The 13,862-nt window shown below is 74.5% G+C and carries 12 protein-coding genes and 1 riboswitch; of the genes, 2 read left to right on the forward strand and 10 right to left on the reverse strand.

What is annotated here, in order from left to right; translation table 11 throughout:
* Positions 1 to 99: 99 nt before the first annotated feature.
* Positions 100 to 2,010, forward strand: coding sequence for a penicillin-binding transpeptidase domain-containing protein (locus OH807_RS03910; RefSeq protein WP_406193906.1), 1,911 nt, complete (start codon positions 100 to 102; stop codon positions 2,008 to 2,010).
* A 125-nt stretch (positions 2,011 to 2,135) separates the two neighbouring features.
* Here the strand turns inward: OH807_RS03910 and OH807_RS03915 are convergent, their stop codons facing one another.
* The 8 genes from OH807_RS03915 to OH807_RS03950 form a co-directional block, all read right to left on the reverse strand.
* On the reverse strand, positions 2,136 to 2,612 hold the full coding sequence (locus tag OH807_RS03915) for a hypothetical protein (protein WP_406193908.1): 477 nt from the start codon (positions 2,610 to 2,612) through the stop codon (positions 2,136 to 2,138).
* A gap of 630 nt (positions 2,613 to 3,242) precedes the next feature.
* Entirely contained in the window at positions 3,243 to 4,436 is a 1,194-nt protein-coding gene (locus tag OH807_RS03920) for a trans-sulfuration enzyme family protein (protein WP_406193910.1), read from the reverse strand.
* 142 nt (positions 4,437 to 4,578) lie between these two features.
* The gene (locus OH807_RS03925; protein WP_406193912.1) at positions 4,579 to 4,845 is read right to left on the reverse strand and encodes a hypothetical protein; all 267 of its coding nucleotides are present in this window, start codon (positions 4,843 to 4,845) and stop codon (positions 4,579 to 4,581) included.
* A gap of 209 nt (positions 4,846 to 5,054) precedes the next feature.
* Positions 5,055 to 6,113 (reverse strand): signal peptidase I, encoded by a 1,059-nt coding sequence (gene lepB / locus OH807_RS03930; RefSeq protein WP_406193914.1) that lies wholly within the window; start codon positions 6,111 to 6,113, stop codon positions 5,055 to 5,057.
* 53 nt (positions 6,114 to 6,166) lie between these two features.
* A complete protein-coding gene (locus OH807_RS03935; protein WP_406210674.1) occupies positions 6,167 to 6,736 on the reverse strand; it encodes a helix-turn-helix domain-containing protein in 570 nt (189 codons plus the stop codon).
* Between the two features lie 300 nt (positions 6,737 to 7,036).
* Positions 7,037 to 8,161 carry a helix-turn-helix transcriptional regulator gene (locus tag OH807_RS03940; protein WP_406193916.1) on the reverse strand — a complete coding sequence of 375 codons (1,125 nt, stop codon included), beginning with the start codon at positions 8,159 to 8,161 and terminating at the stop codon, positions 7,037 to 7,039.
* Positions 8,162 to 8,242: 81 nt separating this feature from the next.
* Positions 8,243 to 8,401 (reverse strand): hypothetical protein, encoded by a 159-nt coding sequence (locus tag OH807_RS03945; protein WP_406193918.1) that lies wholly within the window; start codon positions 8,399 to 8,401, stop codon positions 8,243 to 8,245.
* 398 nt (positions 8,402 to 8,799) lie between these two features.
* Complete coding sequence (locus tag OH807_RS03950; protein ID WP_406193920.1) at positions 8,800 to 9,603, reverse strand: TioE family transcriptional regulator; 804 nt, start codon at positions 9,601 to 9,603, stop codon at positions 8,800 to 8,802.
* Positions 9,604 to 9,661: 58 nt separating this feature from the next.
* On the opposite strand from OH807_RS03950, the gene OH807_RS03955 reads away from it, so the two are divergent.
* Positions 9,662 to 10,903, forward strand: coding sequence for an erythromycin esterase family protein (locus OH807_RS03955; protein ID WP_406193922.1), 1,242 nt, complete (start codon positions 9,662 to 9,664; stop codon positions 10,901 to 10,903).
* Here the strand turns inward: OH807_RS03955 and OH807_RS03960 are convergent.
* Together OH807_RS03960 and OH807_RS03965 are read right to left on the reverse strand one after the other, a co-directional pair.
* Positions 10,881 to 12,050 carry a magnesium and cobalt transport protein CorA gene (locus OH807_RS03960; RefSeq protein ID WP_406193924.1) on the reverse strand — a complete coding sequence of 390 codons (1,170 nt, stop codon included), beginning with the start codon at positions 12,048 to 12,050 and terminating at the stop codon, positions 10,881 to 10,883. The two genes, OH807_RS03955 and OH807_RS03960, sit on opposite strands and share 23 nt — an antisense overlap.
* 353 nt (positions 12,051 to 12,403) lie before the next feature.
* Positions 12,404 to 12,577, reverse strand: a riboswitch (M-box (ykoK) riboswitch).
* Positions 12,578 to 12,780: 203 nt separating this feature from the next.
* On the reverse strand, positions 12,781 to 13,695 hold the full coding sequence (locus OH807_RS03965; RefSeq protein ID WP_406193926.1) for a RimK family alpha-L-glutamate ligase: 915 nt from the start codon (positions 13,693 to 13,695) through the stop codon (positions 12,781 to 12,783).
* Positions 13,696 to 13,862: the final 167 nt, after the last annotated feature.

Below are 13,862 nucleotides of genomic sequence, written 5' to 3' on the forward strand. Positions count from 1 at the left end.
CGAACGGTCCGAACGGTCGCACGGCCGGCGGAGTGTTCGGGCTACGGCGCAGGATCCGGGGGCGGGCCTGCGACTGGACATCTTCAGGGGGGAAGAACCATGCCCGATCATCGGGACGAGTTCGGCGCGTACGCCGACGGCACCGAGTACCACGGCCACACCGACCGGAGCCCCTGGCAGCCCGGGGGTCTCGACGGCCCAAGCGATCCGGGTGACCCGGGTGACCCGGGCTATCCAGGTGACCCGGGCTATCCGGGCAATCCCGGGGACCTCGGCGATCTCGGCGATCTCCGGGGCGTCGCGGATCTCCCGGATCTCCCAGATCTCGCGGAGTTCCCGGAGGACGAGCAGCGCCCGGGCCGACCGGCGTCGCGCCGCGCCTGGCAGGCGGGGCTGGCCCTGGGCGTCGCCGGGCTGCTGGCGGTCGGCGGCGTCGGCGCCTACAACGTGCTGAACGCCGTGACCGGGGGCGACTCCCCGGGCGACGGCGACCACCCGGCGGCCGGCACCGCGGCGGCCACCGCGCAGCAACAGCCGCCCACCGCCGAGCAGGCCGAGAGCGCGGCGAAGGACTTCCTGGCCGCCTGGAGCCGGGGAGACCTCGCGGCCGCCGCCGCCCTCACCGACCGCCAGGACAGCGCCCGCACGGCCCTGACGGCGTTCCGGGACGCGCTGAAGCCGCGCGCCTTCACGCTGACCGGCACCGGCCCGGCCCCCTCGGCCACGCCCACCGAGCCGGCGCTCGGCTTCCGGGCGAAGGCGGAGTTCGAGGGCACCGCGGGCGCCTGGGAGTACGACGGCAAACTGAGCGCGGTGCGAGCCGCGGACGGGAAGGTGGTCGTGCGGTGGGCGCCGACCGTCATCCACCCGCACCTCGACCCGGGCGAGACCATCGGCGTCAAGCTGCTGCCCAACCCGGTGGTCAAGCCGGTCGACCGCAACGGCAAGCCGCTCGACGCCTTCCCCTCGCTGAGGGCGGTGCTGCCGCAGATCACCCCCGCCGAGGGCGCGTCCGTCACGGACGGGCAGGCGGTGGTGATCTCGGACGGCGCGAAGACACCGGAGCAGCTCTTCGTGCTCACCCCGGCGAGCGCGCCGGAGATCAGGCTCACCCTGGACGCCGACCTCCAGCAGGTCGCCGAGGAGGCCGTCAAGCAGCAGGCCGCCGGCGGAAAGCCCGCGTCGCTGGTCGCCGTCCAGCCGAGCACCGGCAACATCCTCGCCCTCGCCTACTCCTCGCCGGACAACTTCAACCGCGCCGTCGGCGGCGGGCAGCCGCCCGGCTCCACCATGAAGGTGATCACCTCGGCCGCCCTGCTGGAGGCCGGGGTGCGCCCGGACACCGTGGTGCCCTGCAAGGAGACCACCAAGTCCCCGCGCCCCTGGCACAACGACGAGCCCGGCAGCTTCCCCGACTACACCCTCACCGACGACTTCACGCACTCGTGCAACACCGGGTTCATCGACAAGGGCCTGGAGAAGCTCCAGCTCGGCACGGTGCCGGACGTCGCCCGCCAGCAGTTCGGCCTCGGCCTGGAGTGGCACATCGGCATCCCCACCCGGGACGCCACCGTCCCGGTGCCGAAGAGCACGGACGACGCGGCCGCCACCTTCATCGGCCAGGGCCAGATCCAGGTGAACTCACTGGCGATGGCCTCGGTGGCGGCCACCGTGCAGAGCGGAACGTTCCGCCAGCCCGTCCTGCGCCCGGACGCCAAGCGCGTGTCGGCCCCGGCGAAGCTGCCCGAGAGCGTCGCCCGGGACCTGCGGGCGATGATGGCCAGGACGGCCACCCAGGGCACCGCACGGACCCCGATGTCCGGGCTGGGCGGCCAGATCGGCGCCAAGACCGGCACCGTCGAGACCGGCACCGGAAACAGCACCAACAGCTGGTTCATCGCCTACCGCAACGACCTCGCGGTGGCCGCCGAGGTCGAGGGCGGCGGCCACGGCAACAGCGCCGCCGGGGTGGCCGCAGCCCAGGTGCTCAAGGCCGGCGGAAAGGGCTGACCCCCGCGGGCCACCCCGCCCGGCGACCACCCCGACGACCACCCTGGAGGGTCGTCCGCACCGCTGCCGACGGCGAGCGGTGCGGACGGCCCTCCGTCCGGTCGGGCGCACCCGCCCGGGCCGGCTCAGCAGGTGACCGCGACCTCCACGACGGAGGTGGGCGGCGGCGTGCCGAAGTCCGTCAGCGCGAACGACGCCCGCACCGTGGAGCCGCAGGGGACGACGCCGCTCGGGCCGCCGACGTAGGCCGTCCCGCTGCCGAAGTAGGCCGAACCGCTGTCCGTACCGAGCGACGCGCCGCCCACAACGTCCGCGGACACCTTGTAGATGTAGCTCCGACCGGAGCCGGCCACCAGCAGGCTGCTGACCCCGTAGACGCGCACGGAGTCGGCGTCGACCGTCACGCAGACGGTGTTCAGCCTGGTGATCATCCTGACGGACGGGCCGCAGGTCGTCGTCGCCCCGGCGGTCGCGGCGGTGGCCGCAGCGGGGGACGCAACGGTAGCCGTCGCGGCGGCCGCCGGGCTGGCCGCCGCCGGGGTCGCCGCGAGCGGCAGGCCGAACACGGCCAGGGCGGCGAGGGTCAGGGTGGTTCGCTTCACGGGAGTTCTCCTGAGAGTCGGCGAGGCATGCCGTGTGGGGCGACACCCTTCGTGAGCAATGTGATATGTCACATCTGACATTGATACTGCCATGGCCCTTCAACACTCAGGCCCCGTCCGGGCAACCGCCGGCGGAACGGTCCGTAAACTGCCGCCCCCTGACCGAAACCGCCCACCGGCCACGCCCGGTCCGCCCGGGCATCCCGCCCACCCGTCCACCCACAGTGGCCCCGGCCCGCCTCCGGCGCCGCACGGGAGCACCGGTCCGCCGGGGAACACCCCCGGCGGACCGAAAATCCCCAGGTGCCGCGCCGTACTGCCGACGGGGGTCACCTCGCCCTGCGGGGACGAACGTCAGCCGAGGACCGGTGTCCGACCGATGCTTCAGGCCGCGCGCGGGTAGGGCTGATTCGGCGTGCGGCTGTGCGCATGCTCGGACGGTTGCCGAACCGGGTCATGCGGCAGCGACCGCCGTGGCAGTCGCGGGCGGCTTGTCACGACTCAGACGCGACGACGGCCGGAGCGGCCGGCCCCCACACGTGCGGCCGGTGACGGACCAGTGGCCCGTCGGCCGTGAAGTGGCCGGGCTGCCGGGGCCGACCGAGGTGGCCGGCCCCGGCAGGTGGGGCGTCAGAGCTTGGCGAGTGCCTGGTCGAGGTCGGTCCAGAGGTCCTCGGGGTGTTCGATGCCGACGGCGAGGCGGACGGTGCCGGGGCCGATGCCCGCGGCGGCCAACTGGTCGCCGTCGAGCTGGCGGTGGGAGGTGCTGGCCGGGTGGATGATCAGGGTGTGTACGCCGCCGAGGGAGGGGGCGAGCGAGGCGAGCCGGACGGACTCGGTGAGGGCTCGGGCCGCCTCGCGTCCGCCGGCCAGGTCGAAGGAGAGCACGCCGCCGTGGCCCTCGGGCAGCAGACGGCGGGCCAGCTCGTGGTCGGGGTGGGTCGGCAGGCCCGGGTAGTGGACGGCGGTGACGGCCGGGTGGGCGGCCAGCCGGCCGGCCAGGTCGAGCGCGGTCTCGCTGTGCCGGCGCATCCGCAGCCCCAGCGTCTGCATCCCGCGCAGCGTCAGCCAGGCCGCGTACGGGTCGGCCGAGGCGCCCAGTTCGGTGGCGTACTGCCAGACGGTGCGGTGCAGTTCGGCATCGGCGAACACGGCGACGCCGGCCAGCACGTCGCCGTGCCCGCCGAGGTACTTGGTGGCGGAGTGGATCACGATGTCGGCGCCGTGCTCGATGGGCCGGCAGAGCAGCGGGCTGGCGAAGGTGTTGTCGACCACGCCGACCACGCCCGCCTCCCGGGCGACGGCCAGCAGGCCGGGCAGGTCGGTGACCCGGGTCGTCGGGTTGGAGATCGTCTCCAGGTGCAGCAGCCTGGTCGTGGGGCGCAGGGCGGCCCGTACCTCGGCGGGGTCGTCGCCCCGGACGTGGGTCACCTCGACGCCCCAGCGCCGGGCCAGGTCGGCGAGCATCGCGAAGGTGCCGCCGTACAGGCTCTGCTGGGCGATCACGTGGTCGCCGGACTTGAGCAGGGCGAGCAGCACGGTGTTGATCGCCCCCATGCCGGAGGCGGTGGCGAGCCCGGCCACGCCGCCCTCCAGGCCGGCCACCGCCGACTCCAGCGATCGGACCGTCGGATTGCCGAAGCGGTTGTAGACGAACGCCTGGTCCGGGCCGGTGAAGGCGCTGACCAGCGCGTCGGAGTCCTCGAAGGCGAACACGTGGCTCTGGTGCAGCGGCACGCCCAGCGGGCGGCTGCCGGTCACCTCGTGGAGGGGCGGGTGGACGGTCCGGCTCTCGGGGCGCAGCGCGCCGGGGAAGTCGCTCATGCCGTCCATCCTCGGGCGCGCCGGGCCCCGGGGGCCAGGGCCAATCCCGCCCGATTGGCCCTGGGCGTCACGGGGCGCGTCACGGGGGCGGGGCTCCGGGGGCCGGGGCCCGTCCGCCGGGCTGAAGCCGGACAGCTCCCGCTCAGAGCCCACCGGTCGGCAGCAGCACCATCCGGGCCGGGTCGAACGGCTCCCAGCGGGCCGGGCGTCCGCTCCGGGCGACCCGGAGGAGGCACCAGCGCGCGCCGTCGCCGTCCTGCCACCAGCCGCTGATCCGGCCCACCGCCCAGCTGCCGTCGGCGAAGTGCACCTCGACCGGCTGGTAGACGCGGTCGACATCGGCCTCCACGACCGCCGGGTCACCGACGTGCTCGCCGCCCCGCACAGGACTGCGCAGACTCTCCACCACGGTTCCGCCTCCCGTTGGGGTCCGCCCGTGGGCCCCCTGGGCGGGACGGCCGCACGGCCGGACGTACCGCCGACCCGCCCGACTCTACAACGGTGTAGAGCACGACGGGCCGGAACCACGCACGGCGAGCCCGCACCGCGGGGCGAGCCGCCACCCCGCGCACCCGGGTGACGGCGCCCGGGCGGCCCCGCGGGGCGGCCCGGCGGGCCTCAGGAGCCGGCCCGCTCCTCCCCCGCGCCGGCCTCGCGGCGGGCGGCCGCGGCGCGGCGGCGCTGCAGGAGGGCCAGCGGGAGGGCGGCGGCGAGCGCAGCGGCCTCGGGGGCCGGGAGGTTCTCCGGCGCGGCGTTGCCGTCCGGGACGGCGGATCCGCCCGGCGTGCCCGAACCGGCCGTCCCGGCCTGCTGGTTGTCCAGAGCCTTCCGGTCGAAGGTGCCGGGTACCGGCAGGGTGTCCCACCGGCCGACGGGCCAGGCGACGACGAAGGCGCGGCCGATCACGTTGTCCACCGGGACGAAACCGCCGTCGGCGCCGTTGACGTGGTAGCGGGAGTCGCTGGAGTTGTTGCGGTGGTCGCCCATCACCCAGAGGTGGTCCTTGGGCACCTTCACCGTGCCGACGGGCGCGTCGCCGCAGGGCGTCGCCCCCGGGTAGAGGTACGGCTCGTCCAGGGCCACGCCGTTCACCTTCACCGGGCTGCCGCTGTTGCACTCGACGGTGTCGCCGCCGACCGCGATCACCCGCTTGATCAGGTCCTTCTCGTCCTCCGAGGGCATCAGGCCGACCACGCTGAGCGCCTTCTTGATCCACCGGACGACGGAGTTCTCGGGCTGCGCCGGCGCCGTCTCCAGCCAGCCGCCCGGGTCACGGAAGACCACCGCCTCGCCGCGTTCGGGGACGGCGCCGAACCACGGGGTCAGTTTGTCGACCAGGACGCGGTCGCCCTTCTCCAGGGTGGGCTGCATCGAGCCCGAGGGGATCGAGAACGCCTGGACGAAGAAGGTCTTGATGGCGAGCGAGAGCACCAGGGCGACCACCACCAGGATCGGCAGCTCCTGCCAGAACGGGCGCTTCCTGCGCTCCGCCCGGCCGTCCTTCTCCCGGTCACCCCGGTCGGACGCCGCCGGATCCGACGCCGGTGCATCCCGCGTACCCGCATCCGGCGCCGACGCCCCTGCCGCCGCCTGATCCGACGCCCCCGGATCCGACGTCGCCGCGTTCGACGTCGCCGCGTTCGACCCGCCGGTACTCGCGGTGTTCTCGCCACTCATGCTCTGGGCCCCTCCGAACGGCCTGGGGGCCCGGCCGGAACCCCCGATGTCAGCTAACGAACGGAGGTTCCCGGCCGCGCCCGGACGTGCATCCGTTCGCCCTGCGCCCCGAAGAGGCTGAGAAACTCGACCGCGTTCGGCCCGGCGTTGCCGAAGGCGTGCGGGATCCGGGTGTCGAACTCCGCGGCCTCCCCGGCCGTGAGCACGAGGTCCTGCGAGCCGAGCAGCAGGCGCAGCCGCCCCGCGAGAACGTAGACCCACTCGTGGCCCTCGTGCACCTTGGGCTCCAGTTCGGGGCCGGACCGGAAGCCCGGGGGCATGATCTGCTTGTAGGCGTGCAGCCCGCCGAGGTGACGGGTGAGCGGGACGAAGGTCTGGCCGCCCCGGGTGAACGGGCGGGCGTGCACCCGGGGGTCCCCGGTGGCCGGTGCGCCCACCAGCTCGTCCAGCGGGACGCGGTACTCCTGGGCCAGCGGGAGCAGCAGCTCCAGGGTGGGCTTGCGCCGGCCGGACTCCAGCCGGGACAGGGTGCTGAGGGAGATCCCGGTGGCCTCGCTCAGCTGGGCGAGGGTGGTGCCGCGCTCGCGCCGCAGCGCCCGCAGGCGGGGGCCGACCGCATCCAGGACGGTGGCGAGGACGCCACCCGGGCCGGCACCGTCGGCCCCGTCGGCGTCCTCGGCGGTACCCGCAGTACCTGCGGTGTCCGGCGCGTCCGGGGTGTCCGGGGCGGCAGCGGCGGGGGCGGGGCCCGTACCCGGGCCGGCGGGGTGCGGGTCGTGACGACCGCCGTGGCGGCCCGCGGCGTGCTGGGGAGGTGCCATGTCCACTATCTGCCGCTCCGGCAAGCCGGTTTGTCAAACGGGCCGCCCCCGTTCACCCACCCCCGTTCACCCACCCCCGACCGCACGCCCCCGACCGCCGCCTCAGCCTGCGCCGCCCAGCATGATCCGGGCGATCAGCTCGCGGCGGCTCGCCACGCCCGCCTTCGCGAACACCGACTTGAGGTGGTCCTGGACGGTGTACGGCTTCATCGCCAGCAGCCGGGAGACGTCCCGGGTGTCGCACCCACGGACCAGCAGCAGCGCCACCTCCTGCTCCCGCGCCGTCAGCCCGTAGGCGGAGAGGTAGAGCGGCATCGTCTCCGCCGGGCCGGCCGGGACGGCCACCACCGTCACCTCCCCCACCGCCGAACCGCGCAGCGGCGAGGCGTGCAGCACGTACCAGCGGCCGTCCCGGGCCTGCACCCGGACCCTGGTCTGCGAGGCGGGCAGTCCGTGCGCAGCCCGGCGGGCCTGTTCGGCGGCCATCGCGAAGGCCACCGGTACGCCGAGGCCGGTGCGGCTGGGATCGGCGAGCCTGGCGAGCAGGTCCTCGGCCGGACCGGAGACGCCGAGCAGGCGGTTACCGGCACCGAACACCAGGACGGCGGGCCCGGTGTCCGACGGGTCGGCCCAGCCCGCCGGCCCCGCCGCCGCCACCCCGGCCGATGTCCCGGCCACCGCCCCGCCACCCGGTAGGTGGCAGGCGCGCAGCGCGTGGCCGAGGTGACGGGCGGCGGCGTCGGCCAGCTCGCGCTGCCGGCCGAGATAGGGCCCGCGGTCCGGTGACCGCATGAACGCGGCGCAGCCCCACATCCCGCCGTGCGCGTCGAACACCGCACGCAGTTCGTCCCCGAACCCGGCCGGGGCGATCTGCTCGCGGTAGCGGACGCTGCGTTCGGGCCGGCCCTGCGTCACCCGGCTGAGCGCCTCGGCACGGACGCCGCTGTGCCGGATCTTCGGGAAGGTGGCGACGTCGTCCGCCCAGACCTCCAACCGGACGGCGTCCTGGAAGGCGGACAGGCTGAGGTCGTCGCTGAACACGGAGTTGACCAGACCCGTCGCCGGATCGGCGGTGTGCCAGCAGACCGCATCGAACTCCAGCACATCGCGCAGGAGTTGATCGGCCGTCCGAAAGACCTCCGCCGCCTCCAGTCCGGCTCCCGCCAACTCGCGCAAACCCTCGATCGCCTGTTGTGCCGCCGCCCCGCGCCCCCCACGTGATCCCATGGGCCGGAAGCTAACACGCCCCCCGGCTGCCCGCCACGCCCCCGATCGGCGGGGGCGCGGCATCCCGAACCGGCCCCCTGGCTAGTACTCCGGCATGCACATCATCAAGAAGCAGAAGCCGCGATCGTGGACAAGGACGGCGATCGGGTCGAACCAGTCCGAGAAGAGGAAGAGGAAGAGACCCACCGCGCCGCCGAGCAGCCCTCCGCAGACGGCCGCGGCGGCAGCGGCGGCGGCCAACAGCCGCCACCGCCCGCCACCGGACCCGCCCCGATCGTCCTGATCACCCCGTACATCCTGTACGTCCCGTACGTCCCCTGCCTGACGACCGGCCTGTGCCTCCCGACCGGTCCGCTCCGCCCGCTCCCCCACAGCCGCCTCCTCGCCACCCCCGGACCACCCAGGGCCCCCGGCCTCCGAAGCATCCCGGTCCGCAACCGCCGGCGCCAGCCAACGGGCCCCCGGCGAGGCCGAGTTGTGACGCAGGCCGGAAACCCCCGCCAGCCCGTCCGCTCGGCGCCGGAACGCCGTGGTCGCCGGCGCGACGGGATCGCCCTCGGCCACCGTGGTGTCGGTCCGGAGCCGCCCGGTCCGGAAGGGGCAGTCGGGCCCGGCTCACTGCGGCTGCCCGGGCGGCCTCAGTCCCGTCCACGCTCACAGAGGTACGCGTCCAGCTCGGCGGCCCCAGTCAGCATCGCCCGCCCGCGGGCGGACAGCCGGCTGCGCCAGTCGTCCAGGACGGCCTCCAGCGGCACCGGCCCACCGGCCGCCCGCACCTGGGCGATCAGCGGGGCGATCTGCTCCAACAGATAGCCGCCCCGCCGGAGTTGGTGAGTCATCCGGGCATCCCGGACGTCGGCCCCGTCGTACACGCGGTATCCGGTCAGCGGGTCGCGGCGCGGGTGCAGCAGCCCGGCCTGTTCCCAGGCGCGCAGCGTCGCGGGCCGGATCCCGAGCTTCCGGGCCAGCGGCCCGATGAACGTGCCGCCCGACGAGGGCACCGCCGCCCGCTCGGGCTCCGCAGGCGCCCCCGGCCCCGCGGTCGGCCCGGGGAGCGCACCGGGCCCGGATGCCGGGCCGGGCGCCGTGCCGGGCGCAAGGTCGCGGAGGGCGTTCTCCACGGCCCGGAGCGTCCGCCGGTCGTCGAGCAGTTGGGCGTGACTCTCGTCGATGAGCTGGAACGCCTCGTCGGCCGCGCCCCGGTTCACGGCCTGCATGATCGACGCCGCCGTCCGGTGGCCGTGCCCGGGCAGCAGGGCGAGGAATGCGGTGAGGGCCCGCGCGTGCAGCGGGGTGTAGGTGCGGTAGCCGGTCGGCGTACGAGCGGCCGCCGGGAGGATGCCGGCCTCCTCGTAGTTCCTGACCGCCTGCGTGGAGAGCCCGTGCCGGCGCGCCAGGTCGATCGGCCTCAGCTGCCCACCGCTTTGAGGGTTTCGGCCCATGGCACCGACGATATCGCGGAAAAGTCTCCACCGAAGGTTCAACGATAGCGTGGAAGCCATGGTTACCGACACGAAGGACACCATCCACACCGTCGACGCTTCCGCCGTCCTGCGGCTGCTCCCGAACCGGCCGCGGCTGCTCGCCCTGGGCGAGCCCACCCACGGCGAGGAGAGCCTGCTCGACCTGCGCAACGAGCTCTTCCGGCAACTCGTCGAGCAGGGGGGCTACCGGACGATCACGATCGAGAGCGACTGCCTGGCGGGCCTGCTGGTGGACGACTACGTCACCTCGGGCGCGGGCAGTCTCGACGTGGTCATGGAGCACGGATTCAGCCACGGCTGGGGCGCCTCCGCGGCCAACCGCGAACTCGTCCGCCGGATGCGCGCCCACAACGACGGCCGGCCCGCGTCCGAGCAGCTCCGCTTCGCCGGCTTCGACGGCCCACTGGAGATCACCGGCGCCGCGAGCCCCCGCCGGGCCCTCACCGCACTGCACGCCTACCTCTCGCGCCAGGTCGGGGCGGGCCTGCTGCCCTGCACCGCGCAGACGCTCGACCGCCTGCTCGGCGCCGACGACCGGTGGACCGACCCCGCCGCGATGACGGACCCGAGCCGGTCCGTCGGACAGTCCGCCGAGGCCGGCCGGCTGCGGCTGCTCGCCGACGACCTGGTGTCCCTGCTCGACGCACAGACACCGCAGTTGGCCGCGGCGACCTCACCGGAGGAACTGGACCGGGCACGCCTCCACGGGCGCACCGCGACCGGCCTGCTGCGCTATCACCACTGGATGGCCGACACCTCACCGGCCCGGATGGCCCGGCTGGTGGGCCTGCGGGACGAGATGATGGCCCGGAACCTCCTCGCCCTCGCGGCCCGGGGCCCGGCACTCGTCCACGCCCACAACGCCCACCTCCAGCGCGAGAAGAGCAGCATGCGGATGGGCGGGACGCCACTGGAGTGGTGGAGCGCCGGCGCGCTGGTGAGCGAGCAGCTCGGTGAGGAGTACGCCTTCCTGGCCACCGCCCTCGGCACGATCCGGCACCGCGGCGTGGACGCCCCTGCGCCGGACACCGTCGAAGGCCTCCTCCACGCACTCCCGCAGGACCGCTGCCTCGTCGACGCCCGCCGGCTGGCCGCCGCCCTCCGCGACACCCCGCCCGTGCCCCGCGTCTCCCCCTGGTTCGGCTACGCCCCGCTCGACCCGGCCCACCTCGCGGCCGCCGACGGCCTCGTGTTCCTCAAGGACGTCCCGCAGCCGAGGTCGGCCGGGCGGACGGTCAGAGCCAGTCGCGGCGTTTGAACACCAGGTACAGCCCGGTGCAGACGAGCGCCATCAGGCCGATCGCGAACGGGTAGCCGAAGGCCCACTTCAGCTCGGGCATGGTGGTGAAGTTCATGCCGTAGACGGTGCCGATCAGCGTCGGCGCGAACAGGATGGCCGCCCAGGAGGAGATCTTCTTGATCTCGTCGTTCTGCGCGTGCCCGGCCTCGGCGAGCTGCTTCATCTCCTCGTTCTGGCGCTGCGAGACCAGGGTCGCGTTGACGGCGAGGATGTTCTGCAGCATCTGCCGGAAGCCGTCGACGCGTTCGGCGGCGTAGGTGGCGTGGTCGGCGACGTCGCGCAGGTAGCGCTGGAGCTCGTCGTCGGTGCCGTACTTGCCGAAACCCGCCTCCAGGCTCTTCATGATCTCCAGCAGCGGCCGGGTGGCCCGCTGGAACTCGATGACCTCGCGGGAGAGTTCGTAGATGCGGCGGGAGACCTGCGGGTCGCCGCCGAACACCTCGGTCTCGATCTCGTCGATGTCGTGCTGGAGGCCGGCGATCACCGGCGCGTAGCCGTCGACCACGGCGTCCAGCACCGCGTACAGCACCGCCTCCGGACCGAGCGCGAGCAGTTCCGGGTCGGCCTCCAGCCGGCGGCGGACGGCGGAGAGGTCGGGGGCCTGCGAGTGCCGGACGGTGAGGACGAAGTCGGGGCCGACGAAGAGGTGGATCTCGCCGAAGTCGACCTCCTCGACGTCGTCCAGGTACCGGGCGGCGCGCAGCACCACGAAGAGGGTGTCGCCGTAGCGCTCCAGCTTGGGCCGCTGGTGGGCCACGATGGCGTCCTCGACGGACAGTTCGTGCAGGTTGAACCGCTCGGCCGCCTCCAGCAGCTGTGCCTCGGCCGGCCGGAACAGCCCGATCCAGGCCATCGTGCCCGGCTTACCGGGCAGTTGCCGGTAGATGTCGGCGAGGCTGGTGGGCTCGGCGATGCGGCGGCCGTCGTGGTAGACGGCCGCGTCCACCAGCGAGCGCTCCAGCGTGGGCGGCTCGCCGGGCTGCTCGTGCCGCGGGTCCATCGAGTGCTCGGGGGCGGGCTGGGCGCACCCGGTGCGGGTGGGGGTGGCGGGACGGGAGAACGGACGCTTGCTCGCGCGCACTGCGCGCACACGCCAGTCGGACATGGCGGGGACCTCCACGGTTCGGTGGCCGCCGCTCCCGGGCACGTGGTGACCGGGGCGGGGCGGGCGGGGAGGCTCCCGGCCGTCCTCCACCGCGCACGGCGCCCGGCGGCGCCGGCCGGGTCAGCGGCGCGCGCTACGGCGGCAGGTGCGGGAGCGGTACGGGAGGAGGGGTGCCGGGGGCCAGGAGAAGAGCGGGACTTCCTGGGGGCGGGGCCGACTTCGACCCGGACTACTGCACTCCACAGCTCTCACCTCCTCGCCGCCGGACGGCCCGCACACCGGGCCGCCGTAACCAAGCCATCAGGAGGATCCACCCGGCACGGCCGCACACGGAAAGCAGCCGCAGGAACAGGTGGGCACCCCTGATCTCGTCAGAGCTTTGGCACGCCACGGCGTAGCACCCGAGGGTGCAGCCACTTGGGGTCACCCCTTAGGCCGGGGAGACCTGTCCTGAACCTGGGCGTCTCTCGACGTCGTGGGGTCAGTGGCCTGTGTCCATGGCGACGCCTCACCGAACGAGGTGCCTTCACAACCTCACCGAGTCTAGTACCCTCCCGGCCCTTCTTCCGACCACGGGCGGGGCCGCCGCTTTCCGCGGGCGGGCTGGAGCCCCGGGCGCGGGCGGTCCCGGGGCTCGTGCGGAGGCCGCCGGGACGGGCCGCTTCGGAGCGGTCCGGCCCGGCGGGGCGGCCCCGGTCGGTCCCGGTCGCCTCGGCTCAGCGGGCCCGGCTCAGCGGGCCGGTACGAGGTGGGCGGCCACGTACGGGACGGCGACGGTCTCCAGGCCGCCGACGCTCCCGAACGCCGGGTGGACGTTCACCTCGAAGACGACGCCGCCGCTCTCCGCGGCAAGGTCGACGCCGGCGAACGGGAGGCCGAGCGACTTGGTGGCGGCCACCGCCAACTCCGCAAGACCAGCCGGTAGTTCGGTCTCCGCCAGGACGGTGGAGGCGGCTCCGCGGGATTCGTTGCAGGGCGCGTCCGGATCCGGCTGGACGTGCTCGACCGCCCGGACCACGGCCCCGCCGAGCACCACCACCCGGTACTGGTGGCGGAGCCCGTCCGCGGTGAAGTTCCCGGCGTCCCGGGCGAGCAGCCAGTCGGCGCCGGCCGCGGCGTAGTGGCGGGCGACGGCGGCGAGCCGGGCGCGGTCCGTGACGTGGAAGACGTCGTCGCCGCCCATGCCGACGGTCGGCCGGGCCCACACGTCGCCGCCGAGCCGGTCGAACACCTCAGCAGCGGCCTCGGGGCCGGGCCGGGAGAGCGCGATCGTGGGCATCTGCGCGATGCCGTCACGGGCGAACCGCTCGACGGTCCGGTCCTTCTCGGTGGCCGCCCGCCAGGCGTCCGCGCCGGTACCGAGCGAGCGGGCGCCGAGCTCGTGCAGCCGCCGCTGGCACGGCTCGAAGTCGCGCCGCCGGTGCGGCGGGATCTCGTAGACGACCACCGCCTCCGCCGTCACGGCGACGCCCTCCCCGGGCACCTCCAGGCGGACGCTGCCGGCCCGGCCCGCCGGAGAGATCCGGCCGGTGCCGCCGGTCATGAAGTGCTGTGCGTCCAGCAGGACGGGTGCCCTGCCGGTGACCATCCGCGCCGCGGTGGTGAGGGTCTCCCGACTGCCCTCGGTGGAGCTGTGATCGGTCATCAGAACGAGCTCACTGGGACCCATGCGGCCATCGAACCGCCGGGCCGGCCGGACCGGCAAGAACGTCCGCCCGGCCACCCGGCCCGCCCGTGGCCGAAACCGCCTGCTCCGCCGCGGCCGGGCGGTCCCCGTGGGCGGCCCGACGGCGCGCGCGGTTCAGGGTCCCG

Origin of the sequence: Kitasatospora sp. NBC_01560 (genome assembly GCF_045208415.1) — a bacterium.
Classification (GTDB): Bacteria; Actinomycetota; Actinomycetes; order Streptomycetales; family Streptomycetaceae; genus Kitasatospora.